The following is a 21,099-nucleotide window of genomic DNA, read 5'->3' as shown; positions in this document are numbered from 1 at the left end:
TGAGGATACGCGTATATCTAGGCGGATCCTTAGATTAAAAATTAAAACAAAGGAAAAAATATGTCTCAAAAGAACAAAAAAACGAACAACGCGTGGGACTGGCGCAGAACGCGTGAAATCCCAAAATTATCAATTTCTAAAATAGAGATAAAAGCAGAGATCTCGCAAGCAATCATCATGGTTGCTGCTTTTTTGGCGTGGGTTCACTCATCATTCATGCTAATTTACATTTTTTTTGGATTTCCATTATCTTTCATGGTTTTCAATGCCTTTCATAAAGAGGAAATGAATGAAGAAAAATATCATAAAAAATTTCTAATCAAATTTTTTACATACAGTCTCATTGGCCATATTCTTGGGTATTTAGTTTTTAAACTTTAATAGAAAAAGGATAAAAAAATGAAACAAACAGATGCGGAACAGACGTACCAATTTTTTGAAGAGGCGAGGGTGGTACTTGCTACCCTTGAAGATAAAATCGAAGCTTTTAATAAAGCTTCTCAAGCTTTTGAAAAAGCAAATATTGACTTCTCAAAGGTCGACAAGAGCATTGATGAAATAGGTATTAAAATTGCCAACAAAATTCAAGTCAGTGAGCTACAAAAGTATATGGTCGAAGCGATCAAAAACATTAGAGCATCAAATGACGAGCTAGACGAAGTAACTTATGCATTACATCAACGCCGACAGAATGAGACATCCAAGCTTATCACTGTTTTTATAACAGCTTCATTATCGTCAATGTTTGTTGCAACTATTTTGATTATTTTAGAGGCAATCAATCAACCGTTTTTTAATCAAATCTATCGTTTGATTCAATTTTTTAAATAAGGAATATCTATGAAAAAGAATATCGCAGTTATCAACACTAAAGGCGGTGTAGGAAAGAGCACCATCGCATTTCATGTATTACCGGCTATTTTAGCGGATAGAAATTTTGAGATTATCGAGATCGATAATAATAATAAAACTGATGAGACGTTTTTAAATACACAAATTCTTAAAGGTAAGGTCACCTCTTTTAATATCGAAGAGGGTACGCAAAAGCTCGAGGAACTTGTCGTTACAAATATGCTTTATGAAGATAAAATCAGCGTGATTGACGCCGGCGGCGGTGATGATTCAAAAAAAGTTATTGATGCGTTTATCGAGCAGAATCTAATCGATGATACGCTTTTCATCATACCTTTTACGCCTGATTTTGCACAATTAAAGAATCTCGTCGATACATATAATATTCTTCCGGAAAAAGCCAAAATCATTGTTGTCCTCAATAATGCAGATATCAATGATCCAGACCATATTATGTTTATCAAGGGTAACGAAGACTATGAAATTCCAAATATTTCAACTATCTTCCCATATTTTGCCATATGCCCTAAAAGTACACTGTTTTCCTATTCCGTTGCTAGGAATAAAGAGACGATCAGTGACTTAGCGCTTCTTGCAACACAATACAACCAAGACGAAATTCTGCAATTTGCAAAAAACAAGACAAAATCTGACAAAGATAAAATGCTAAAAATCTATCGAAACTGGAAAATTTCACGCAATGCGAAAACCTATCTTGAATGCCAGCCTATCTTAGAATTAAAAAATATGATTTTGAGTTTTCAATGAAAGCAAGTGAATGGATGGCAAAAAATAAGCCTAAAAAAAGGGCATCTAAATTAGATGCCCATCGTAAACAAATTGAAGATTTAATTGAAGGTGGATATACACAGCAACAAGTTGTGGAGTACTTACGTTCTGTGTTAAACATTAAAACTTCTCAATCAAATGTCCACAAATTTTTGTCTAAAAAAACAGTTGCATCGGCAACTCAAAAACAAAAAAAAGAAGAGTCTAAAGGCAAAATGGACCTAAATGACCATTTTAAATCTTTGTTATAGAAAAGTGCCCAAAATCACTATATATAACCAAATATTACTATTAATCGCCATATATCACTCATATATCAATAGTAAATGAATGGAATATTCCACAACTAAAATTTTTAGATGTTTTATATATCGATTGTATCGTCGTTTCGGAGCAAAATTAATGCCGCCGGCAGGGCGTGTCGTGTGTACAAATTAACGAACCCAAAGGGTGAGCAAATTTGAGCTTTGCTCAAATTTAAAGAGCGAATCAAAAATTTACAATTTTTGATGATGCGATTGAAAATACAGGAGTAAAAAAATGACAACCATGAGCAAAGCTCTTACGGTATCTCAGGCCGCATCATATTACATTGATCAAAGAAAAGGTAGCTACTGGGACAGAGATGCTTCAGAGTCAAAATGGTTTGGACGAGGTGTCTCCACACTTGAATATGAGCAAGATGCGACTGTTAAAGCGTCTGATTTTCAAAATATGATCAGACAGCAGAACGCTCACGGTTATAAAGTATTACGTGATACTGTAAGCGGTGAGATGAGATCCGGATTTGATATCACAAACTCGGCACCCAAAGAGCTGTCAATCCTTAGTGAGATATGTGAGAAAAAAGAGCTAGAAAAAATTCACGATATCGCAAATCAAAAAGTGCTTGAATTTATACAAGACAATTTGTCGTTTGTCAGAGTCACAAATCCTATCTCAAAAAAAAGAGAATTAGTTAAAGCCGAAGGTATTGCCGTAGCTCAATTTAAACATCACACTACGCGTGCAAAAGATCCGGATATCCATACGCATAATGTTTTGAGCAACATTGCATATCATAAAGGACAAGCCTATGCACTTGAACCTGATATGATCTATAAAAACCAAAAGCTTCTAACCCAGATCTACCATAATACTTTGGCGATTGAATTAACAAAATTGGGCTATGAAGTAGAATTCAAGCGAAACGAAGGTGGAAACTATGAGGCACATATTCAGGAAATTCCTCTGAATATAATTACTTCTTTTTCAAAACGTAGCCAAGAAATTGAAATTGAATTTGAACGTTTATGCCAGATCTATCCGTCGCGAGATAGAAAAGAATTACGTGAAGAAGCTGCGCTCAAGCGTGAGATCAAAGGTACTGAATCTCGAGAAGAGATTATGAAATTATGGGAAAAGGAACTGTCTGAATTAAACCAAACAAAAGAAAGTATCATTGGATCCATTCAACAAATACAAAACCAAGATAAAAAAACGATACTATTAACTAAGGAAGAAATTGTTGAGAAAGCAATCAATACGATTAGCGATCATAAAGCTATTTTTTCAAAAGAAGAAGTACTCCACGAATCTCTCAAATTGGCCGAAGCTCATTTTAACCTGGAAGAAATTCAAAGTGCGATTACAGAAAATAAATCGCTTATTAGTATTAATCAATTCAAAACCACAACTCAAGAAATAGTCAACGCTGAAAATCATATTTTAGCTTTTGCTGATGTATGCAAGAATAGATGCTCTGCAATCCTTAATCAAAATGATATCAATCATTTTTTAAATGAATTCAGGGCCGAAGGAAAATATGAACTCAACGATGGCCAAAAATCAGCAGTTTCTCTCATATTAAATTCACAAGATCGTTTTATTGGCATTCAAGGCGATGCCGGTAGTGCAAAAACATCAGGAGTTGTAGCGGCAGTCAGTGCCTCGCTCGCACTCGCGCGCTCGCGAGGCAAAAACATCGAGATTGTTGGGCTTGCGCCCACTAATCTCGCTGCAAAGACATTGGAAAAAGAGGGCTCTATTTCGAGTTTTACGATTGATGGCTTTTTGCAAAAAAAACTACCAAAATCCGACAAAGAAAGAGTCTACATTGTCGATGAGTCGTCTATGCTTGGCACCAAAAAATTATCAAAACTTATTCAAAAAATCGAAAATGAAAATTCACGGATTGTGCTTGTAGGTGATTCCAAACAGTTGGATGCAATTCAGGCCGGTTCTATGTTTAATAAACTGCAAGAACATCAATTAGTTCGATTTGCGTTTTTAGATAAGTCATTGCGTCAAAAAAATATTGAAACAAAAGCAATAGTAGAAGCGTTTAAGATCGGTAACATTGAATTGGGTTTTGAGAAACTCGACAGCATTAATCATCTGGTGATCAATGAAGATATGTCTAAAAATGCAAAAGATATTATCAAGAACTATGTCGATGATATTGAGCAGGCGACGAATAGCGCAATGTTGGTAAATACCAATGAAGAACGTGCATTGTTGAACTCTTTAGCTCACAATGAGCTCCAGGTAAGAGGATTGATTGATAAGAATGATCAATCGATGAATATGCTCTCGCGTTTGAATATTAACGATACGGTAGATAAATTTATATCAGCTGCATATAAGCCCGGAATGACGTTAGTAAATACCAGAAAAATGGCAAATATCCTACAATATAGTCAATTGAGAATCTTGGATGTTGATTACAAAAATAACAAGGTTAAAATCCAAGATCCAACCAATAAACAACCTAAATGGCTATCTATTACCGCGAATGCTAATAATTGGGAAATCTTTAAATCAAAAACCTGCAATTTTTCTACTGGAGAAAGAATTGTTTTTGAAAGAAAAAATAAAACTTTAAACGTTGAAAACGGCACTATTGCTGTAATTAAAAAAATAAAAGATGATCAAATAACCATTATCATGGGTCAAGAAGAAAGAACATTTAATGTAAAAGAATTTCCTTTTTTCTCGGCAGCACATGCACTAACTGCGCATAAAAGTCAGGGGCAAACATTAGAGAACGTGCATATATATGCCGACGCGAATGTGATGATGAATAATTTAAAAAGCGCATATGTTTTTGTTTCAAGAGCGAAGAGTTCAATAAAGCTATATTCTAACGACAAACGAAAATTGATTGATCTATTTAAATTTTCTACAGAAAAAGAAAATGCATTTGAAATCAATGACGCTAAATTTAAAAGCGGCAAAATAGATGATACCGAGATCAGTAAAACAGCAAAATATGAACTTGTAAAAATTTTAAATTCTAAAAAAAATCAAATCAAAATCGAAAAAAAGATCAAGCGAATCAAAGCAATTGAAGCAATTGAAGCAAATAAGCACTACGATGAAGCAATTATCAAAGCAAAAAAGAATTTTGAATTTTCATCTCGAGAACTAAAGCAGTTAGGTATTGATTATTCAATTTTTAAGACGCAGATACATCAAATATCTGTTAGGGGCTTCGATTTTGAAAAAAATCCGGAGTTGAAATCAAAAATTTTAAAACTTCTTGAGACAAAAATAAAAACAGAAAAAAAATCAAAGGAATCAAGTAATGCAGAAAAGCTGTGTCACCATATAAATAATAATGCGTTATCAAAAATTAGCATAAAAGCTATCATCGATGCATTAGAATTGAAAGATGAAAAAGACTTATTAATTACCTTGGAAGCCAACAATAACGACATTGATAATTTTCCCCAAGATATTGAGATTGTAAATTTCTCTACATTTGAGGATATCGAAAAATTAGAACAATGGCGAGAAATCGAATCTCATACAATATTGCCTTATCAACAAGTCGAGGTTAAAAAACTTTACAAATATTTGAACCATTTCGAGGATAAAGAGTGTAAAAATCTTATGATTGCGTCAACATATGCTGCAGCAAGAGAACAATTAAAAGAGCTACGTGCACAATATATCGCGAGGCAGCGAGAAAATAAACATTACAGATTAAAAAAAGAAGCTGCCTATAAGGTACTTTCCACAGTATTGGGTGATCGTCTCGATAAAGTAAATGAAGCGCGTAACAATCTTTTTATCCAAGATGATGGCTATCAAATAAATGGATTGCAGCGACAAAAAGAAGCTATTGAAATCGCCCTGGCTAAGATCGAAAATAATGAATTTCTATCCTACCTTGATCTTAAAAAAACAAATATTGATGGTTCTCTATTTGAAGGTAAAAAGAATATAGAAATCTTGGGTTATACGATCGGACAAATAGAACTAGAATCGTTTTGTTTTGATAAAAAGACGGATTTTAAATGCTGGGCAATAATTGAAAATTTTAAAAATAACGGTTTTATAACCATACAAAATTTGGAAGTATTAGGCATATCAAAAAATGACACCATAAAACGCTACGGCAATCCGATTATGATGAATGTGGATATAACCATAGCTGACTTCAGAGAATATGATCAATCTAAAATTTACGATTACAAAAAAAGCGCGATTAATGCTAATGATATAAAAATTTCAGTCAATGAAATTAATACTAATGCACATGTATACAGTACTGATATTTTATTAAATGAACGCAATGAATTAAAATTCGATGCAGTAGAACATTATGAAGATCTATCTTTTAGCGTTGAAGAAAGTATTCAATTTCCGCAAAGACAGCTCGAATTTGAAAAGCTCTCAGATCAAGAAGTACTAGACTTAAAACAGAGAACCAAAAATGAATTAGCTTTACAAGATCCAGCGCCAGTGCTTGATGCCCTGGGCATTGAATATAAACAGAATCACAATAGATATTTTTTCAAACTAAGAAATGAAGAAAGAACAGCGAGTTGTAACATGTATTTAGATCGCTCGGGAGAATGGAAATTAAAGGATTTTGGATCTGGACTATCGGGGACAGTTGAAAATATAGTGATGGAAATCACGCAAATGGACTATAAAAATGCACTCGATTTTTGTCTGGCCAACACAAATTGCAGAAATCATTTACAAGAAAGAATCGATGAGATATCAGGTAAAAAGCATACAAACAATGCACGATTAAGTGAAGAGATCAAAGAATCAATTGAACATCGCCGACAAAGTAACATAGAAAAACAAACACAGCACGACACGAGCTCTAGAGTCATATCAGCCAAAACAATTAATGAATTTAGCCTTGAGGCGAGGGCCTATCTTGCCTCAAGAGGGATATCGGCAATCCCTGAAAATTTTTATGAAATTACTGGTGAATTCAAAACACACGATGGAAAGGTTTTCCAAAATCGAGGAATCGGCGTTTTAACTGGTGATCAATCAAAAGTAGACCTAAAACAGCTTACGGGTATAGGTGCTGATATTCATTTTTTTCAACCTATTACCAGGAAAGATGGTTCCGTCATGAAAACGCAGAGTTTTGGTTCAAAAGACATCACATACGTGTCAAATAATTGTGAGACAGTAGCAGTCTTCGAATCAAAAATGGACTATGCAGCAGCGTTCGATCAAGGTATTTTAAAATCTAGTGATGTAATCATCGCTAACGGCGTTGGAAATTATAAAAAAATTGTAAATTTGCTCTCATCAAATAATTACAAAGACATACATTTTTTTAATCAGAACGATAAAGCCGGTGAAAAATTTTTAGATGACATTGTTACTGAAGCTAAGATCCAAACATACAAAAAAATTGAATACAAAGCGCACGAAAATAAAGCTGACATTAATGATCTTACAAAAAATCAGATTCAGCTCAAGGAGCGTTTAAAGCAAATCACAATAGAAGCATCTCAACAACAAGAAGCGTCTCGAAATATTTTAATTCAAAAAAACTCAGAAAACCATCAACAACAAAACAATGAACATAGATTAGAACGAAAACAAAAAAGGAGCAAATGATGTTAGGCGTTTTTAAATATATGGAAAGCCTTGTGGTCGTATCTGGACAGTGTATTCATGAGGATTGTACGTCTTTATTGCTTTCTATCAATGCCATTGAGTTTCAAAAAGACTCAAAAAAGGTTAAACGAGTTGGATTGTTTAAGAAAAAAAATGACTTTAAATTGACTTTTTACCGTATGCCAGCCTTTATCTTGAATCAGCCTGCTCAAGAGGTACAGACTATCATGGATACCCTTATTGATACACATGTACACACGCAAGGTGATCAACAAGCATTTAAGATCTTTGTCGAGATACTAAATATAGATCAGATTCGATTTGATCGAATTTTGCTTCAAAAATAAGCAATCGAGTATTTTTTATTTTTTATAAAAAAATATATAAAATAATACAAAAAGGATGAGCAAATGATTATAAGTTTTTTTAAGTTAATAGCCAAGTTGTTGTTTGGTGGGGAAAATGAAAAGGAATCAAAACCAAAAATCGATGAGGAAGAACAGGAAGAGGAACAAACGCATGAACTGCGAAACAAAGCACCTATAGGGTCACATAAAAATGTGCTGCTTAAATATTTAAACAACACGCAAAACCAAAACCTTACTATTAGGAGATAAAATGAAGACTGGAACCATAGTTTTTTTTAGCGCTATTGTCATTAATGGTTTTGTCGCACACCAAATACAAAACGAAACCACAATAAATTCAGCAATACTATTTATTGCTCTATCATTCACTGAATATATTATCTGGCACCTTTTCATTAAAGAGTTTAGGATTGTAAACGATAGAATATTTTTCTATCGCTCTTCAGCAATGGGTAGCTATCCAAACTTTTTCGGTCAAACCGAAGGTAATAGGTGGACATCTTCTTTTATAGTCAAAAATGCGCTTAAGAAAGGAAATTTGTTTCTGGATCAATTTCGATTTGATTTGAGTGTAAAGAAGCGTTTTAAATTTTTTAGCTATACAAAGATGTATAGCGATTTCGATTGCTATATCACCGCTTACGATCTAACACAAGGTGGAGGTATAGTTTTTGGAGGCATGGGAAGTGGTAAGACAGAATTTTATCATTCAATTATTTCGCAAAATATATTTGAAAGAATATTGGCTTATACGAACAAAGGTGATTTTGTGCAAAAGCACTATCGACAACATAAAGACATCATTCTGAACCCATTTGATGCAAGAAGTCATATGTGGAATCCGTTTGAAGAAGCGGAAACCAGTCCCTTTGTAATTGGTGTTTTTATGATAAACCTTTTTAACGCTATTGCAGGCGATCAAAAAGACTTTTTTAGCGCAGGTTCGCAAGATCGATACATGCAATTGTTCAACCATATTCAATTCAATAATCCTCTTCTATCAGCTAAAGAAAAATTTGATCTTTTTATCAAGTCTCTCAAAGAATATTTTGAGGCTCCACAAACTCAAAGCCGCACCAGTGAAGCAGATATTGTTAGCACCATGAAACTTTCTTTTGAATTTTTAGACTATATGAATTTTTGTATCCAAAACGGAAGTCCTACATTTACAATTAACAATTACTTGAAACATAAAAAATGTCGGTTATTTCTGCTCGCAAGAGAAGATCAAAAATCAAAATTAACACCTTTCTTTTCAGCATTCATTGCTGCTTTTACATCAGTGATGTTAAGTCAAGAAGATCAGAAAGAATCTTTCACACTTTTTGCATTGGACGAGTATCTGACATTTGCACGAAACATGGATGATGATACCTTAGAGGGGTTACATACAGGCATCAGAAGCAAAGGAGGTGCTTTGTTACCAGGTGTTCAATTTTTCCCAGAGAATCACTCTGCAAATGGTTTAACACAACGAATACTGAATTCTGCCAGATATTGGTTCCTGTTTCAAGGGATCGATGAATATACTTTGGATAAAATCAATAATACCATAGGTATTGTCCGCTATAAAAAGGAGCAATTCAAGGACAAACATTCCGATAGATTTGATAGCAAGGATTATGCAACAGAGGAGTCAAGTCTGTTAAACAAAAGTATGTTTCAATCGTTGGCACAAAAATTTGAACATATCACATTTTTACCAGGAAAGAAACTGCTTTACAAGGGGTATACCCCAAAACTTGATTTAAAAAATAAAAACGAGCCTTTTATCCAGAGCGATAATATTGCAAAATTTTACCAACGAAAATCATAGAAGAAAAGTAGCTACCGATAATGTCAGTAGCTACTTAATTATCAATTAGTACTTGAATTGATATGGATATTTGGCAAAGCGATTGTTCTTTATATCGTCATCACACGCTGAATTGCTACGAGCTATAAAAAGATCAAAGAACAAAGATAATTGTCCTATGACAGGGACAAAATACATGAACCATATGAAACCGCTTTGGCCAGTATCGTGAAACCTTCGAACGCTTAAAGTTAAGCAGCATATTAAAAACAAGAACATTGGTATATCAATAACTTTTATATGCCTGATGATTCCAAAGATAGAAAATTCTTTTTTTGAATTAAAATTTACAATATCAATACCAGCAAATTTTTGTAAATAATATGAACCAAGAGCATATGTTAAAAAAAGAATACATGTCCCTATGGCAAAGACAACGGTATCCCTCCTTGTTGCGCGACCCCAGATATTCAATATATTTAGCCAGGAAGTCAAATAAATTTTAGAATATCGAATCATAGTAATATCTCCTTGACAATAAAGGCAATTTGAATGATGAAAAGATTATAACATAATATATCATGGAACAGTTGTAGTAAAATTGTAGTAAAAAAGAAGATTAATACTTAACTTAAAGAATGGGCTAAAATGCTTTGAAAGCTCGATTTAAAGGGGTGGTACCTGAGGCCGGACTCGAACCGGCATATGTTTCCATACTAGATTTTGAGTCTAGCGCGTCTACCAATTTCACCACTCAGGCATAATTTTTATTGAGGTGGAAGTATAAATAAAAAAAGCTTAAACATCAGTAAAACTGAAATGTTTAAGCTTTAGAAGTTTAAAATTAAGCTTTTGCTACAGCGTCTTTAAGTTTTTTACCAACTTTAAATTTTACTGCTGTTGTTTTTGCTACATCAACAACTCTGTTTGTACCAGGGACTCTAGCTTTTCTTGCAGCTCTTGTCGCAGTACTAAATGTACCAAATCCGATGAAGCTTACATCTTTACCAGCAACTAAAGCTTCGCTGATTGCTTCTAAAGCCGCATCAACAGCTTTTTGACTATCTTTTTTAGAAAGACCTGCTTTCTCAGAGACTGCTTGGATGAATTCCGCTTTTTTCATTGCCCATTCCTTAATATAAAGTGTTTGTGTGAGGATTGTACAATTTTTTTTAAAAAAAGACAATAATATTTTTTAAAAAGTTAAAGAATATACCGAAAAAGACGATATTTTGCACAAGGAACCAAATTTGCTTGCTTCTTTTATAAGAAAAAAATGGAGTTAATCATGAGAGTTACAAATTCGCTTTTATTTAACACATCCCTACGTAATTATCAATCCTCTTCACAAAAGCTGTACGATGTCAATCAACAACTAGCTTCGGGACTGAAGATACAGAACAGTTATCAAGATACTGGCGTCTATGTTGATTCGATGCGTCTTAATTCTGAAATAGGAACTTTAACCCAAGCTTCTGAAAGTAGTTCTAAAGCACAATCTTTTGCGAAGAACACTGATACAACACTCAATGATTTTACATCGGACTTGGATAAATTTAAAACTAAGTTATTACAAGCAGCAAATACATCAAATTCATCCACAAGTTTACAAGCGCTTGCAAATGAACTTCAATCACTACGTGACCAGATGAAAAGTCTTGCAAATACCTCTATTAATGGACAATTTCTTTTTTCAGGTTCCGCGCTCTCTCAAAAACCTATTAGCGATGATGGTACCTATAATGGAAATGGTGAAAGTCTTACATCGTTATTAGGTTCTGGTGTCGAACTTCCTTATAATATAGATGGGCAGTCATTATTTCTTGGGTCAGATAGCGACTATAATAGAGTTGTATCTACTAATGTTGTGATGTATAATCAAACAGACTTACACCCAGATATAATGAACAATGCGGGAACCAATTCTACTGCAAGTGAAGTCTATCTTTCAGCCGACGATACCATTCGTGATATGGTAGGAGATACTGACAGTACTACAAGCAATGACCCTAATTCTGTGTTTTACCTTTCAGGCAGAAACACTGATGGCAATACGTTCTCAACCAAAATTACGATGAGTTCAAGCTCTTCCGTCTCAGATTTACTTGAAAGTATTGGACAAGCCTATGGCAATACATCAACCAATCAAAAAGTTGATGTCAGTATGAATGATTATGGACAAATTGAAGTTAAAGATTTAACAACAGGTCATCAAACTTTAGAAATGAATCTTTTTGCTGCCGTTGATCGCTCTGCCGCAGCTGGAACATCAGGAAATGCAGACCAAAATAATATTAATGATTTGATAGCAAATCCAAATGTAGACATCATTGCCTTTAATGCGAGCAACTACACCACAATTAATTCTGCATCGACCATTGCTTCTCGTGCAGATATTAACAACAGTGGGACATATCGTATTGGTTATCCACTGGAGAATAGCAGTGGGACAACGGCAACGGCAAGTACACTCTTAAGTGACGTCCTTCCTTCTAATGTCGATAATATAGTGATTGGTGGTACAACACTCAATGTAACAGCAACAACAACGGTCCAAGATTTAATGAGTGCCATTGAAACAGAAAATGGTCTAACGGCAGGCTCTGTTCGCATTGAAAATGGACAAATGATAGCCAGTGATCCAACCAATACGCTCAACACCACTTTAGTTGCCCGAGATGCAACAAATACTGCAGTATCGGCCTTTAGCATTCCTGATGCTATCAATTATACACAACGTGGTTTTGAAAAAGATGGTAATGAATTACAAAGCAATGTTTCTCAAGTAGTCAAATCAACCAATACGTACGCCACGGATTCTACAAAGCTTAGTGAAGTCGCTGGTGTTTCTACACTAAATGGAACGTCGTTTTCACTTGATTTCACAGACAAAAATGGCAATAGCAATACCGCAACCATTAATCTTAGTAATGCAGGAAGTACCGTTTCTATTGATTTAAACGGCGATGGCGATACAACAGATGCTAATGAGACATTCTCTATTTTAGATGGCAATGGCAATGCGACCAGTGCAGATAATGTTACCTATAAACAGCTGAATGATGTTGTCAGTATGCTCACTTCTGGCACATTACCAACCACAGGTGTTCCTGCGGCAAGTACTGCGTTTGAGGAATACAATTATGCTGTAAAAACTGCCGCAAATAGCGTTGAAGTGACTATGGACCAAGACGGTCGTATGAATATTATGGATAGAACTGCATCAAAATCAAAAATAGAATTTTCAATGTACGATAACAATGCAAATGATTATAGCGGTACGACCAGCGCATCTCTCTCGTTTATGGCAAACGACTCGGTTACTATTTCAAACCCAAGTATCGATATGTTTGCACAATTGGATGAAATGATTGAAGCAGTACGTTCAGGAACCTTTAATATGAGTTCAACCGCCGATGACCCACGCAATATGGGAATTCAAAATGCTATTTCTACGATTGACCACATTGCAGACCATGTTGAAAAAGCGCATACACAAATTGGTGCGTACACAAATGCACTTACTGATGCAAAAGATAGAGTCGATACTCTAACAGTAAATGTCAAAACCGTTCAAGCAGATATTATCGGTGCTGACCCTGCCGAAGCGTATTTAACATTCACACAATTGAGTGAATCATATCAAGCTATGCTTTCATCTATTACGAAGATTAGTTCGATGTCTCTTTTAAATTACATGTAATAATCTGTTATAATACCAATACTAGATTATTTACATGTAAAGGATTTGTTATCTTAAAAGAGACATTTTTTATTATTTTTATTGCTATTGTTCTTTTTTTAGGTGTTGCAACTATTTTACCAGATGCATCTGTTGTAGGAAAATTTGGCGCGTATTTGGGTCATTCAAATCAACATTTATTTGGATATTTTTCATTTTTTTATCCATTTGTGTTGATTTTACCAGCGTTTACACTCTATAAAGAAAGTAAGATTACAGAACGTCGCTTGGGTGTTAGTGTCGCCTCTTTAATCTTAATTTTTGCCATTTTAATGGCACAATCTATTTTAGTCAGTAATGCTTTTAGTGGTTCATTGGGTCATTCAATTGTTGATTTATTGATCGGCTTCATCGGCATTATGGGTGTATGGATTTTTATTATTGCCATCTTTTTACTTTCAATGACGCTGCTTGTAGAATCAAGTATTAGTGATTTTCTAACATGGATTAAACCTACATTTACAAAAACCAATATTAAAGAGTATAAAGCGCAAGAGAGCGAAGAAGTTACTACAGAACGTCCCGTAATTCCAAAAGAGAAAGAACTGTCATTAAAAGAGCGCATTAAACTTGAAGAAGAGAGTGAAGCAACCCTCCAAGAAGAGGTTTTTGAAATTACGCAAGAAGAAACAGCGGAAACAGAACCTAAAAAAGCGCTTGTTCGACTCAAAAGTGCCAAAAAAGTTGAAATACTCAGTGAAGTGGAAGAGAATAAAAAACTTCTCTCAGAAATTGACCAAGGAGAGGTCGATAAGCCAAAAGATTTTAAATTGCCACCCTTGACTTTTTTAGCCAATCCTCCTGCAAAAGCTGTTCATGTTAATGAGAGTGAAATCGACCAAAAAATTCAAGACCTTTTAGAAAAACTCAGACGCTTTAAAATTGAAGGTGACGTAGTACGTACCTATTCAGGTCCGGTGGTTACAACTTTTGAATTCAAACCAGCACCTCATGTAAAAGTTTCACGTATTTTGACCTTACAAGATGACCTTGCCATGGCATTAAAAGCTAAAACGATTCGTATTCAAGCACCCGTTCCAGGGAAAGATGTTGTAGGTATTGAAGTGCCAAACCAAAAAATTGAAACTATTTATCTTAAAGAGATTCTTGAAAGTGATATTTACAAAAAGTCATCATCACCGCTTACTATTGCTCTTGGAAAAGATATTGTTGGCAATGCGTTTGTAACTGACCTTAAAAAATTACCGCATTTATTGATTGCAGGAACAACGGGTAGTGGTAAAAGTGTCGGTATCAACGCCATGTTACTTTCCCTGTTATATCGCAATTCTCCCGATACATTGCGTTTTTTAATGATTGATCCTAAGATGCTTGAATTTTCAATTTATAACGATATTCCTCATCTTTTAACTCCCGTTATTACTAAACCTAAGCAAGCAATTATTGCGCTTGCTAATATGGTCAGCGAAATGGAACGACGCTATCAAATTATGAGTCGCTCAAAAACGAAAAATATTGAAAATTATAATGAAAAAGCCAAAGCCATTGGTGTAGAACCATTGCCGTATATTGTGATTATTATTGATGAGTTAGCAGACCTCATGATGACCAGTGGGAAAGATGTAGAATTTTACATCGCTCGTTTAGCTCAAATGGCACGCGCCAGTGGAATTCACATCGTTGTAGCGACACAAAGGCCTTCTGTTGATGTTGTTACGGGTCTTATTAAAGCAAACTTACCTTCACGCATTAGTTTTAAAGTAGGGCAAAAAATCGACTCAAAAGTCATTTTAGATGCTATGGGAGCGGATTCATTGCTTGGAAACGGCGATATGCTTTTTACCCCTCCAGGCACCTCAGGACTCATTCGTTTACATGCTCCATATACCAGTGAAGATGAGATTGATAAAGTCGTTGAATACCTGAAAAAACAGCGTCCTGTCGTTTATGATGAGAGTTTTTTAAAGGAGAGTGATGAGGGGTATTCGGCTAGTTCTGGAGCCAAAGAAAGTGGTGAATTAGATGAGCTTTTTGAAGATGCAAAAGCCATTGTCCTTAATGAAAGAAAGAGCTCTATTTCTTATATTCAAAGAAGATTAAATATTGGCTATAATAGAGCTGCAACGATTGTAGAGCAACTTGAGGCGATGGGCATCCTTTCTTCTCAAAATGCGAAAGGTCAGCGCGAAATTATCGTTAATTAACTATATCAAGGAGTCAGTCACAATGGATTTTTTTGAAAGCTATACAGCTGAAGTGAATGAAAGAGCAAAATTAGGTGTTCCTCCTTTACCACTTGATGCTAAAAAAACAGCTCAAGTTGTAGAATTGTTAAAAAAAGAAGAGGGTGATCAAACGTTTTTGAAATCCCTATTAGCAGACCGTGTACCACCGGGTGTTGATGAAGCCGCATATGTCAAGGCAGCTTTTTTAAACGATGTCGCACAGAAAAAAGTTACATGTAAAGCGATTAGCCCTGTTTATGCTGTAGAGCTTTTAGGTACCATGTTTGGTGGGTACAATGTTCAACCACTGGTTGATGCATTAAGTTCGAAAGATGCTGATATTGCACGCGCTGCCTGTAATGCTTTAAAACATACTGTCCTTGTTTATAGCTCATTTAATGACATTGAAGGGCTTGCCAAAACGAATGCTTATGCTAAAGAAGTCATGCTTTCATGGGCTAACGCTGAATGGTTTACATCAAAACCTACTATTGCTGAAAAAATTACGGTTGCTGTTTTAAAAGTAGCAGGTGAAACCAATACCGATGACTTAAGTCCTGCTAGCGAAGCATTTACAAGAAGTGATATTCCGTTGCATGCTAATGCCATGCTTGTGAAACGCCTTCCTGGCTCAACCGATAAAATTAAAGAATTGATTGCAAAAGGCTACGAAGTTGCTTATGTGGGTGATGTTGTAGGAACTGGAAGCAGTCGTAAATCTGGTATTAACTCCATTCAATGGTGGATGGGACGAGACATTCCTCATGTGCCCAATAAAAAAACAGGCGGCCTCGTCTTAGGTTCTACCATTGCACCAATCTTTTTTAACACCGCAGAAGATAGCGGCGCATTACCGATTGAGGTGAATGTTGAAGGTTTAGAGACAGGTGATATTATTGATGTTTATCCATTAGCGGGAAAAATTGAAAAAGCGGGTAAAGTCATTGCAACCTTTAAACTAGCTCCAAATACACTTGCGGATGAATACCGTGCAGGCGGACGTATTCCTTTGATTATTGGTCGTGGTTTGACAACCAAAGCACGTGCAAGTTTAGGAATGGGAGCAGAGAACATTTTTGCAAAACCTGAACAACCAAGCGAACAAAAAGGCGTTGGTTATTCCCTCGCTCAAAAAATGGTAGGTCGTGCATGTGGTGTTGAAGGTGTTCGTGCTGGTATGTACGTCGAACCTCAAACACTGACCGTTGGCTCACAAGATACAACCGGTCCAATGACCAGAGATGAAATTAAAGAGCTTGCTGCGCTTGGTTTTAGTGCTGATCTTGTTATGCAAAGTTTCTGTCATACAGCGGCATATCCAAAGCCAAGCGATGTTAAGCTTCAACACACATTGCCAGCGTTCATTACCTCTCGTTCAGGCGTGAGCTTAAGAGCAGGGGACGGTGTTATTCACTCATGGCTTAATCGTATGGTTTTACCCGATACGGTTGGAACCGGTGGCGATAGTCATACACGTTTTCCAATTGGTATCTCTTTTCCTGCTGGTTCAGGATTGGTTGCATTTGCAGCGGTTACGGGAAGTATGCCATTAAACATGCCTGAATCTGTTTTAGTTCGTTTTAGTGGCGAATTACAGCCTGGTATCACATTGCGTGATTTAGTGAATGCTATTCCTTATTACGCGATTAAAAAAGGCCTTTTAACGGTTCCTAAAAAGAATAAAAAGAATATCTTTGCAGGGCGTATTTTAGAGATTGAAGGCCTTCCAAAACTCAAAGTCGAACAAGCATTTGAACTCAGTGACGCCTCTGCTGAACGCAGTGCTGCTGCATGTACGGTAGCCTTGGATGTTGAGCCAGTTGTTGAATACCTCAAATCAAACATTACGCTCTTAGAATCCATGATTAAAGCAGGCTATCAAGATGCGAAAACATTGCAACGACGTGCTGATAAAATGAAAGCATGGATTGCTAAACCCAATCTTCTCAAAGCCGATGCCAACGCGCAATATGCAGAAGTCATTGAAATTAACCTCAATGAGATTAAAGAGCCAATTTTAGCATGCCCAAATGATCCAGATGATGTTGCAACACTCAGCGAAGTTTTAGCAGATGATAATCGTCCTAAAAAGATCGACGAAGTCTTTGTAGGCAGTTGTATGACCAATATTGGACATTATCGCGCCCTTGGTGAAGTATTGCAAGGCGAAGGGAAAGTGCCAACTACCCTTTGGATTGCACCACCAACCAAAATGGATAAAAACCAACTCACAGAAGAGGGGTATTATTCACTCTTTGGCAGTGCAGGTGCGCGTATTGAAATTCCTGGATGTTCTTTATGTATGGGTAACCAAGCCAACGTAAAAGAAGGAGCTGTGGTATTTTCAACGTCCACACGTAACTTTGACAATCGTATGGGACCAAATGCTAAAGTCTATCTTGGTAGTGCAGAATTAGCAGCACTTTGTGCTCTTTTAGGCAGACTTCCAAGTGTTGAAGAGTACATGAGTTTAGTTCCTAAAAAATTGGCGGGTAAAACCGATAAAGTCTACAAATATCTCAATTTCAATCTCATTGAAAATTACGAATTAGCTAACTAATACATCTCAAGCCACCCAAAATTGAGGGTGGCTTTTTCTTTTACATGTAAGGATTTCTTTGACTATTCATAAAAATTGCGTCGTGACGCTAGACTATACTGTTTTCGATACGAATAACACACTTCTTGATAGTGGTTCACAGCCACTTATATATCTGCATGGTGGATATAATGAAATTTTTAAAAAAATTGAAAAAGAGCTAGAAGGTAAAAGTATCGGTGATAGCATTCATTTGCAACTTTTGCCCAAAGAAGCATTTGGAGAATATCGCAGTAGCCTTGTTTTAATACAAGATCGTAGTATGTTTGAAGATGATCTTGAAGTTGGTCAGCAAGTCGAAATGGTTTTTAGTGAAGACGAAGAAGAAGAGGTTATGCTCGTTTATACTGTTTCAGATATTCAAGAAGATAGAGTCGTTTTAGATGCCAATCACCCTCTTGCTGGTATCACCATTCTTTTTGACGCAACGGTTATTGGCTTACGTGAAGCAACGGCGGATGAAATTGAAGAAAGGTTGCACCATACCATACAAGCCAATGACTCCTCTTTATAAAACCAATGAATAATACACTGAGTTTATTTGAACATTTAACGATTTTATACGCAGAAGACGAAGAGAGTTTACGCCATAGCGTTGCTCAAACGTTAGAGCTTTTTTTTGACAAAGTCATTCAAACATCCAACGGAGAAGAAGCGTTAGAGCTTTTTTTTGAACACAATCCTGATGTTTTATTACTCGATATTTGTATGCCAAAATGCAATGGCTTGGAACTATTGAAAAAGATACGAGCATCACATAAAAGAGTTCCTGTGATTATTATGAGTGCTTATGCCGAACAAAATTATTTTCTACAATCCATTGAACTTAATATCTGTAAATATCTGCTCAAACCTTTTTCAAAAGAGAGCTTTTTAGGAGCACTTAAAACCTGTGCAACATGGATGTATGAATGGGGTGAGGGCAATTTAATCAAAGTCAGTAATGACATCTTTTATGACCCTGATGAGTGTGCTGTCTTGGTAGGAAATGAGCACTATCCTTTAACGAAAAAAGAACGGTTACTGTTTGAATACTTTTTACGACAAAAAAACCGCATTATCTCTTACGATGAGTTAGAAGAAGCCATTTGGGCAGGGGATGGCGGAAGTAAAGAGGCATTAAAAGCGTTAATCAAAGAGTTACGTAAAAAACTTCCCAGCGATATTATCGAAAATACGTTTGGTATAGGCTATAAGCTTGCTATCCACTAAAACGATTCTTTCGCCTTCGACGAAAACCAAAACAATGATTTTTGTTTTGATGCTCTTTATGGCAATGACGACGATTTTTGGCTGGATGCGTTACCTTGATGTTAAAGAATCCATCGAGAAATCTCGTAAAGATTATGCGTTACAAATTCATAGCCTCTACGCAACAACCTTGCAAAGAACAAGTGCTTTTTACCTCAATCGTGCTTATGCTAACTTAGATTCCTATGGTATTAAAGATGCCCTTTTGCACAAAGATGTCGAGCAACTCACAGGTCTTTCAAGTTTTCGTTGGAAAGTCCTCAAGCAAGAAAACCCTTTTTTATTAGGCATTCGCTTTTATGATGAGACACGTACACTGATTGCCTATTTAGGGAAAGAGCCTAAACACAGCGAAATTAGTGAAAAAGGCATCATTCCTCGTGAAGCGCAGTTTGGCTTTTTCTTCTCAAAACACTATGCAGCATATCATATTGTCGTTCCCGTCTATGTCAATCAAAATATTATCGGAATGTTGGAATTTGCCATTGCTCCAGAATTTTTTCTCAATGAAGTCGAAGAGTTTTCAGGACTTAAAGGCTACATTCTCTTTAAAGGTGAGAGCTTTGCACCACAGGATGAAGCCTTATCTGGTATCAGTTTAAAAGACGGTGTTATTTCACAAAATCGCAAAAGTACGTATATTACGCATGTTATTGAGTTAGAAGGCATGATTGGCGACAATTTAGCACAACTGCTCTTCTTTCAAGATATTAGCGACCAACAGCAAAAGCTTCTGGATGCTATTTACGAGGCTTTTTTTCTTGCACTCAGTATCATGGGTGTTTTATTAATTATTTTAAATTATGGCTTTAATGTCCTCATCAGACGTCTTGAAGAGAGTGAAGCGAGTCTAAGACATCTTAATCATACACTCGAAGACCGTGTCAATCAAGAGATTCAACGTCGCATGGAGAATGAGCAAATTTTGATGCATCAAAGTCGTCTTGCAAGTATGGGAGAAATGATAGGAAACATCGCGCATCAATGGCGACAACCGCTCACTGAATTGGGGGCGACGCTGATTAATTTACAAATGCTCTGGGAAAAACAAAAATTAAACAGTACGATTTTTGAAGACCGTATCAACCGCTCTGAAGGGCTCATTGCATACATGTCAAAAACCATTGACGATTTTCGCAATTTCTTTGCTTCAGATAATCAAAAAGAGCTTTATTGCATTAACGATGCACTTTCAAAAGCCATTGCGCTTATTGACCCTGCGCTTAAAAATCATCATATTAAACTTATTGTTGAGGAACAAAACCGTTGCGAGGTGTTTGGATATCCTAGTCAATTTGCACAAGCAATTTTAAATATAATCAGTAATGCCAAAGATATTTTATTAGAAAGGCATATCGATGAACCAATGATTCATATTACAATTACATGTAAAAATGAAAAAGCATTGATTAGCATCGAAGATAATGGCGGCGGCATCGCATTAGAGCCTATTGAAAAGATATTTGAACCTTATGTCAGTACCAAACATGCCAAAAGCGGTACGGGTATAGGTCTTTATATGAGTAAAACGATTATTGAAAAAAATGCCAATGGAACACTCAAAGCTTTCAACACTCAAAAAGGCGCTCTTTTTGAAATAACACTTTAATCTTTCTCTCTAATTTCTCCCTACTCATTGTTAAGATTCTTTTTGGAAT

The 21,099-nt window shown here is 35.8% G+C and carries 16 protein-coding genes and 1 tRNA gene; 14 read left to right on the top strand and 3 right to left on the bottom strand.

Features of this window, described 5'->3' with window-relative positions:
- Nucleotides 1–60: 60 nt before the first annotated feature.
- The 8 genes from AC5SLP_RS07585 to AC5SLP_RS07550 all read left to right on the top strand — a co-directional run bounded on the left by AC5SLP_RS07585 (nt 61) and on the right by AC5SLP_RS07550 (nt 9,684).
- Entirely contained in the window at nt 61–381 is a 321-nt protein-coding gene (locus tag AC5SLP_RS07585; protein ID WP_495254550.1) for a hypothetical protein, read from the top strand.
- An 18-nt stretch (nt 382–399) separates the two neighbouring features.
- A complete protein-coding gene (locus AC5SLP_RS07580; RefSeq protein WP_495254549.1) occupies nt 400–831 on the top strand; it encodes a hypothetical protein in 432 nt (143 codons plus the stop codon).
- A 9-nt stretch (nt 832–840) separates the two neighbouring features.
- Nucleotides 841–1,620, top strand: a complete 780-nt coding sequence (locus AC5SLP_RS07575) for a nucleotide-binding protein (RefSeq protein ID WP_495254548.1) — start codon at nt 841–843, stop codon at nt 1,618–1,620.
- Nucleotides 1,617–1,892 carry a hypothetical protein gene (locus tag AC5SLP_RS07570; RefSeq protein ID WP_495254547.1) on the top strand — a complete coding sequence of 92 codons (276 nt, stop codon included), beginning with the start codon at nt 1,617–1,619 and terminating at the stop codon, nt 1,890–1,892. Before AC5SLP_RS07575 ends, AC5SLP_RS07570 begins: the two co-directional genes overlap by 4 nt.
- Before the next feature lie 289 nt (nt 1,893–2,181).
- The gene (gene mobF, locus AC5SLP_RS07565; RefSeq protein WP_495254546.1) at nt 2,182–7,500 is read left to right on the top strand and encodes a MobF family relaxase; all 5,319 of its coding nucleotides are present in this window, start codon (nt 2,182–2,184) and stop codon (nt 7,498–7,500) included.
- A complete protein-coding gene (locus AC5SLP_RS07560; RefSeq protein WP_495254545.1) occupies nt 7,500–7,847 on the top strand; it encodes a hypothetical protein in 348 nt (115 codons plus the stop codon). Before mobF ends, AC5SLP_RS07560 begins: the two co-directional genes overlap by 1 nt.
- Nucleotides 7,848–7,910: 63 nt before the next feature.
- Nucleotides 7,911–8,117, top strand: coding sequence for a hypothetical protein (locus tag AC5SLP_RS07555; RefSeq protein ID WP_495254544.1), 207 nt, complete (start codon nt 7,911–7,913; stop codon nt 8,115–8,117).
- Between the two features lies 1 nt (nt 8,118).
- Nucleotides 8,119–9,684: a type IV secretion system DNA-binding domain-containing protein gene (locus tag AC5SLP_RS07550; RefSeq protein WP_495254543.1), complete on the top strand. Its 1,566-nt coding sequence runs from the start codon at nt 8,119–8,121 to the stop codon at nt 9,682–9,684.
- Between the two features lie 45 nt (nt 9,685–9,729).
- On the opposite strand, the gene AC5SLP_RS07545 is transcribed toward AC5SLP_RS07550, so the two are convergent.
- The 3 genes from AC5SLP_RS07545 to AC5SLP_RS07535 form a co-directional block, all read right to left on the bottom strand.
- Nucleotides 9,730–10,182: a DUF805 domain-containing protein gene (locus AC5SLP_RS07545; RefSeq protein ID WP_495254542.1), complete on the bottom strand. Its 453-nt coding sequence runs from the start codon at nt 10,180–10,182 to the stop codon at nt 9,730–9,732.
- Nucleotides 10,183–10,338: 156 nt separating this feature from the next.
- Nucleotides 10,339–10,423: transfer RNA gene (locus AC5SLP_RS07540), tRNA-Leu, on the bottom strand.
- An 84-nt stretch (nt 10,424–10,507) separates the two neighbouring features.
- Nucleotides 10,508–10,786, bottom strand: a complete 279-nt coding sequence (locus tag AC5SLP_RS07535) for an HU family DNA-binding protein (RefSeq protein ID WP_037955478.1) — start codon at nt 10,784–10,786, stop codon at nt 10,508–10,510.
- A 165-nt stretch (nt 10,787–10,951) separates the two neighbouring features.
- Between AC5SLP_RS07535 and flgL the strand changes: the two genes are divergently transcribed.
- From flgL to AC5SLP_RS07505, 6 genes are all read left to right on the top strand, one after another.
- The gene (flgL, locus tag AC5SLP_RS07530; RefSeq protein WP_495254541.1) at nt 10,952–13,366 is read left to right on the top strand and encodes a flagellar hook-associated protein FlgL; all 2,415 of its coding nucleotides are present in this window, start codon (nt 10,952–10,954) and stop codon (nt 13,364–13,366) included.
- Nucleotides 13,367–13,452: 86 nt separating this feature from the next.
- Entirely contained in the window at nt 13,453–15,570 is a 2,118-nt protein-coding gene (locus AC5SLP_RS07525; protein WP_495254607.1) for an FtsK/SpoIIIE family DNA translocase, read from the top strand.
- Between the two features lie 22 nt (nt 15,571–15,592).
- Nucleotides 15,593–18,151, top strand: a complete 2,559-nt coding sequence (acnB, locus tag AC5SLP_RS07520; protein WP_495254540.1) for a bifunctional aconitate hydratase 2/2-methylisocitrate dehydratase — start codon at nt 15,593–15,595, stop codon at nt 18,149–18,151.
- Between the two features lie 58 nt (nt 18,152–18,209).
- Nucleotides 18,210–18,704: an FKBP-type peptidyl-prolyl cis-trans isomerase gene (locus AC5SLP_RS07515; protein ID WP_495254539.1), complete on the top strand. Its 495-nt coding sequence runs from the start codon at nt 18,210–18,212 to the stop codon at nt 18,702–18,704.
- Between the two features lie 5 nt (nt 18,705–18,709).
- Nucleotides 18,710–19,402, top strand: coding sequence for a response regulator transcription factor (locus AC5SLP_RS07510; RefSeq protein WP_495254538.1), 693 nt, complete (start codon nt 18,710–18,712; stop codon nt 19,400–19,402).
- The gene (locus AC5SLP_RS07505) at nt 19,389–21,050 is read left to right on the top strand and encodes an ATP-binding protein (RefSeq protein WP_495254537.1); all 1,662 of its coding nucleotides are present in this window, start codon (nt 19,389–19,391) and stop codon (nt 21,048–21,050) included. Before AC5SLP_RS07510 ends, AC5SLP_RS07505 begins: the two co-directional genes overlap by 14 nt.
- Nucleotides 21,051–21,099: the final 49 nt, after the last annotated feature.

Source organism: Sulfurospirillum sp. E15m (assembly GCF_059415145.1).
Note: the sequence above shows the minus strand (reverse complement) of the source record. Positions and strands in the feature narration are given on the sequence as shown.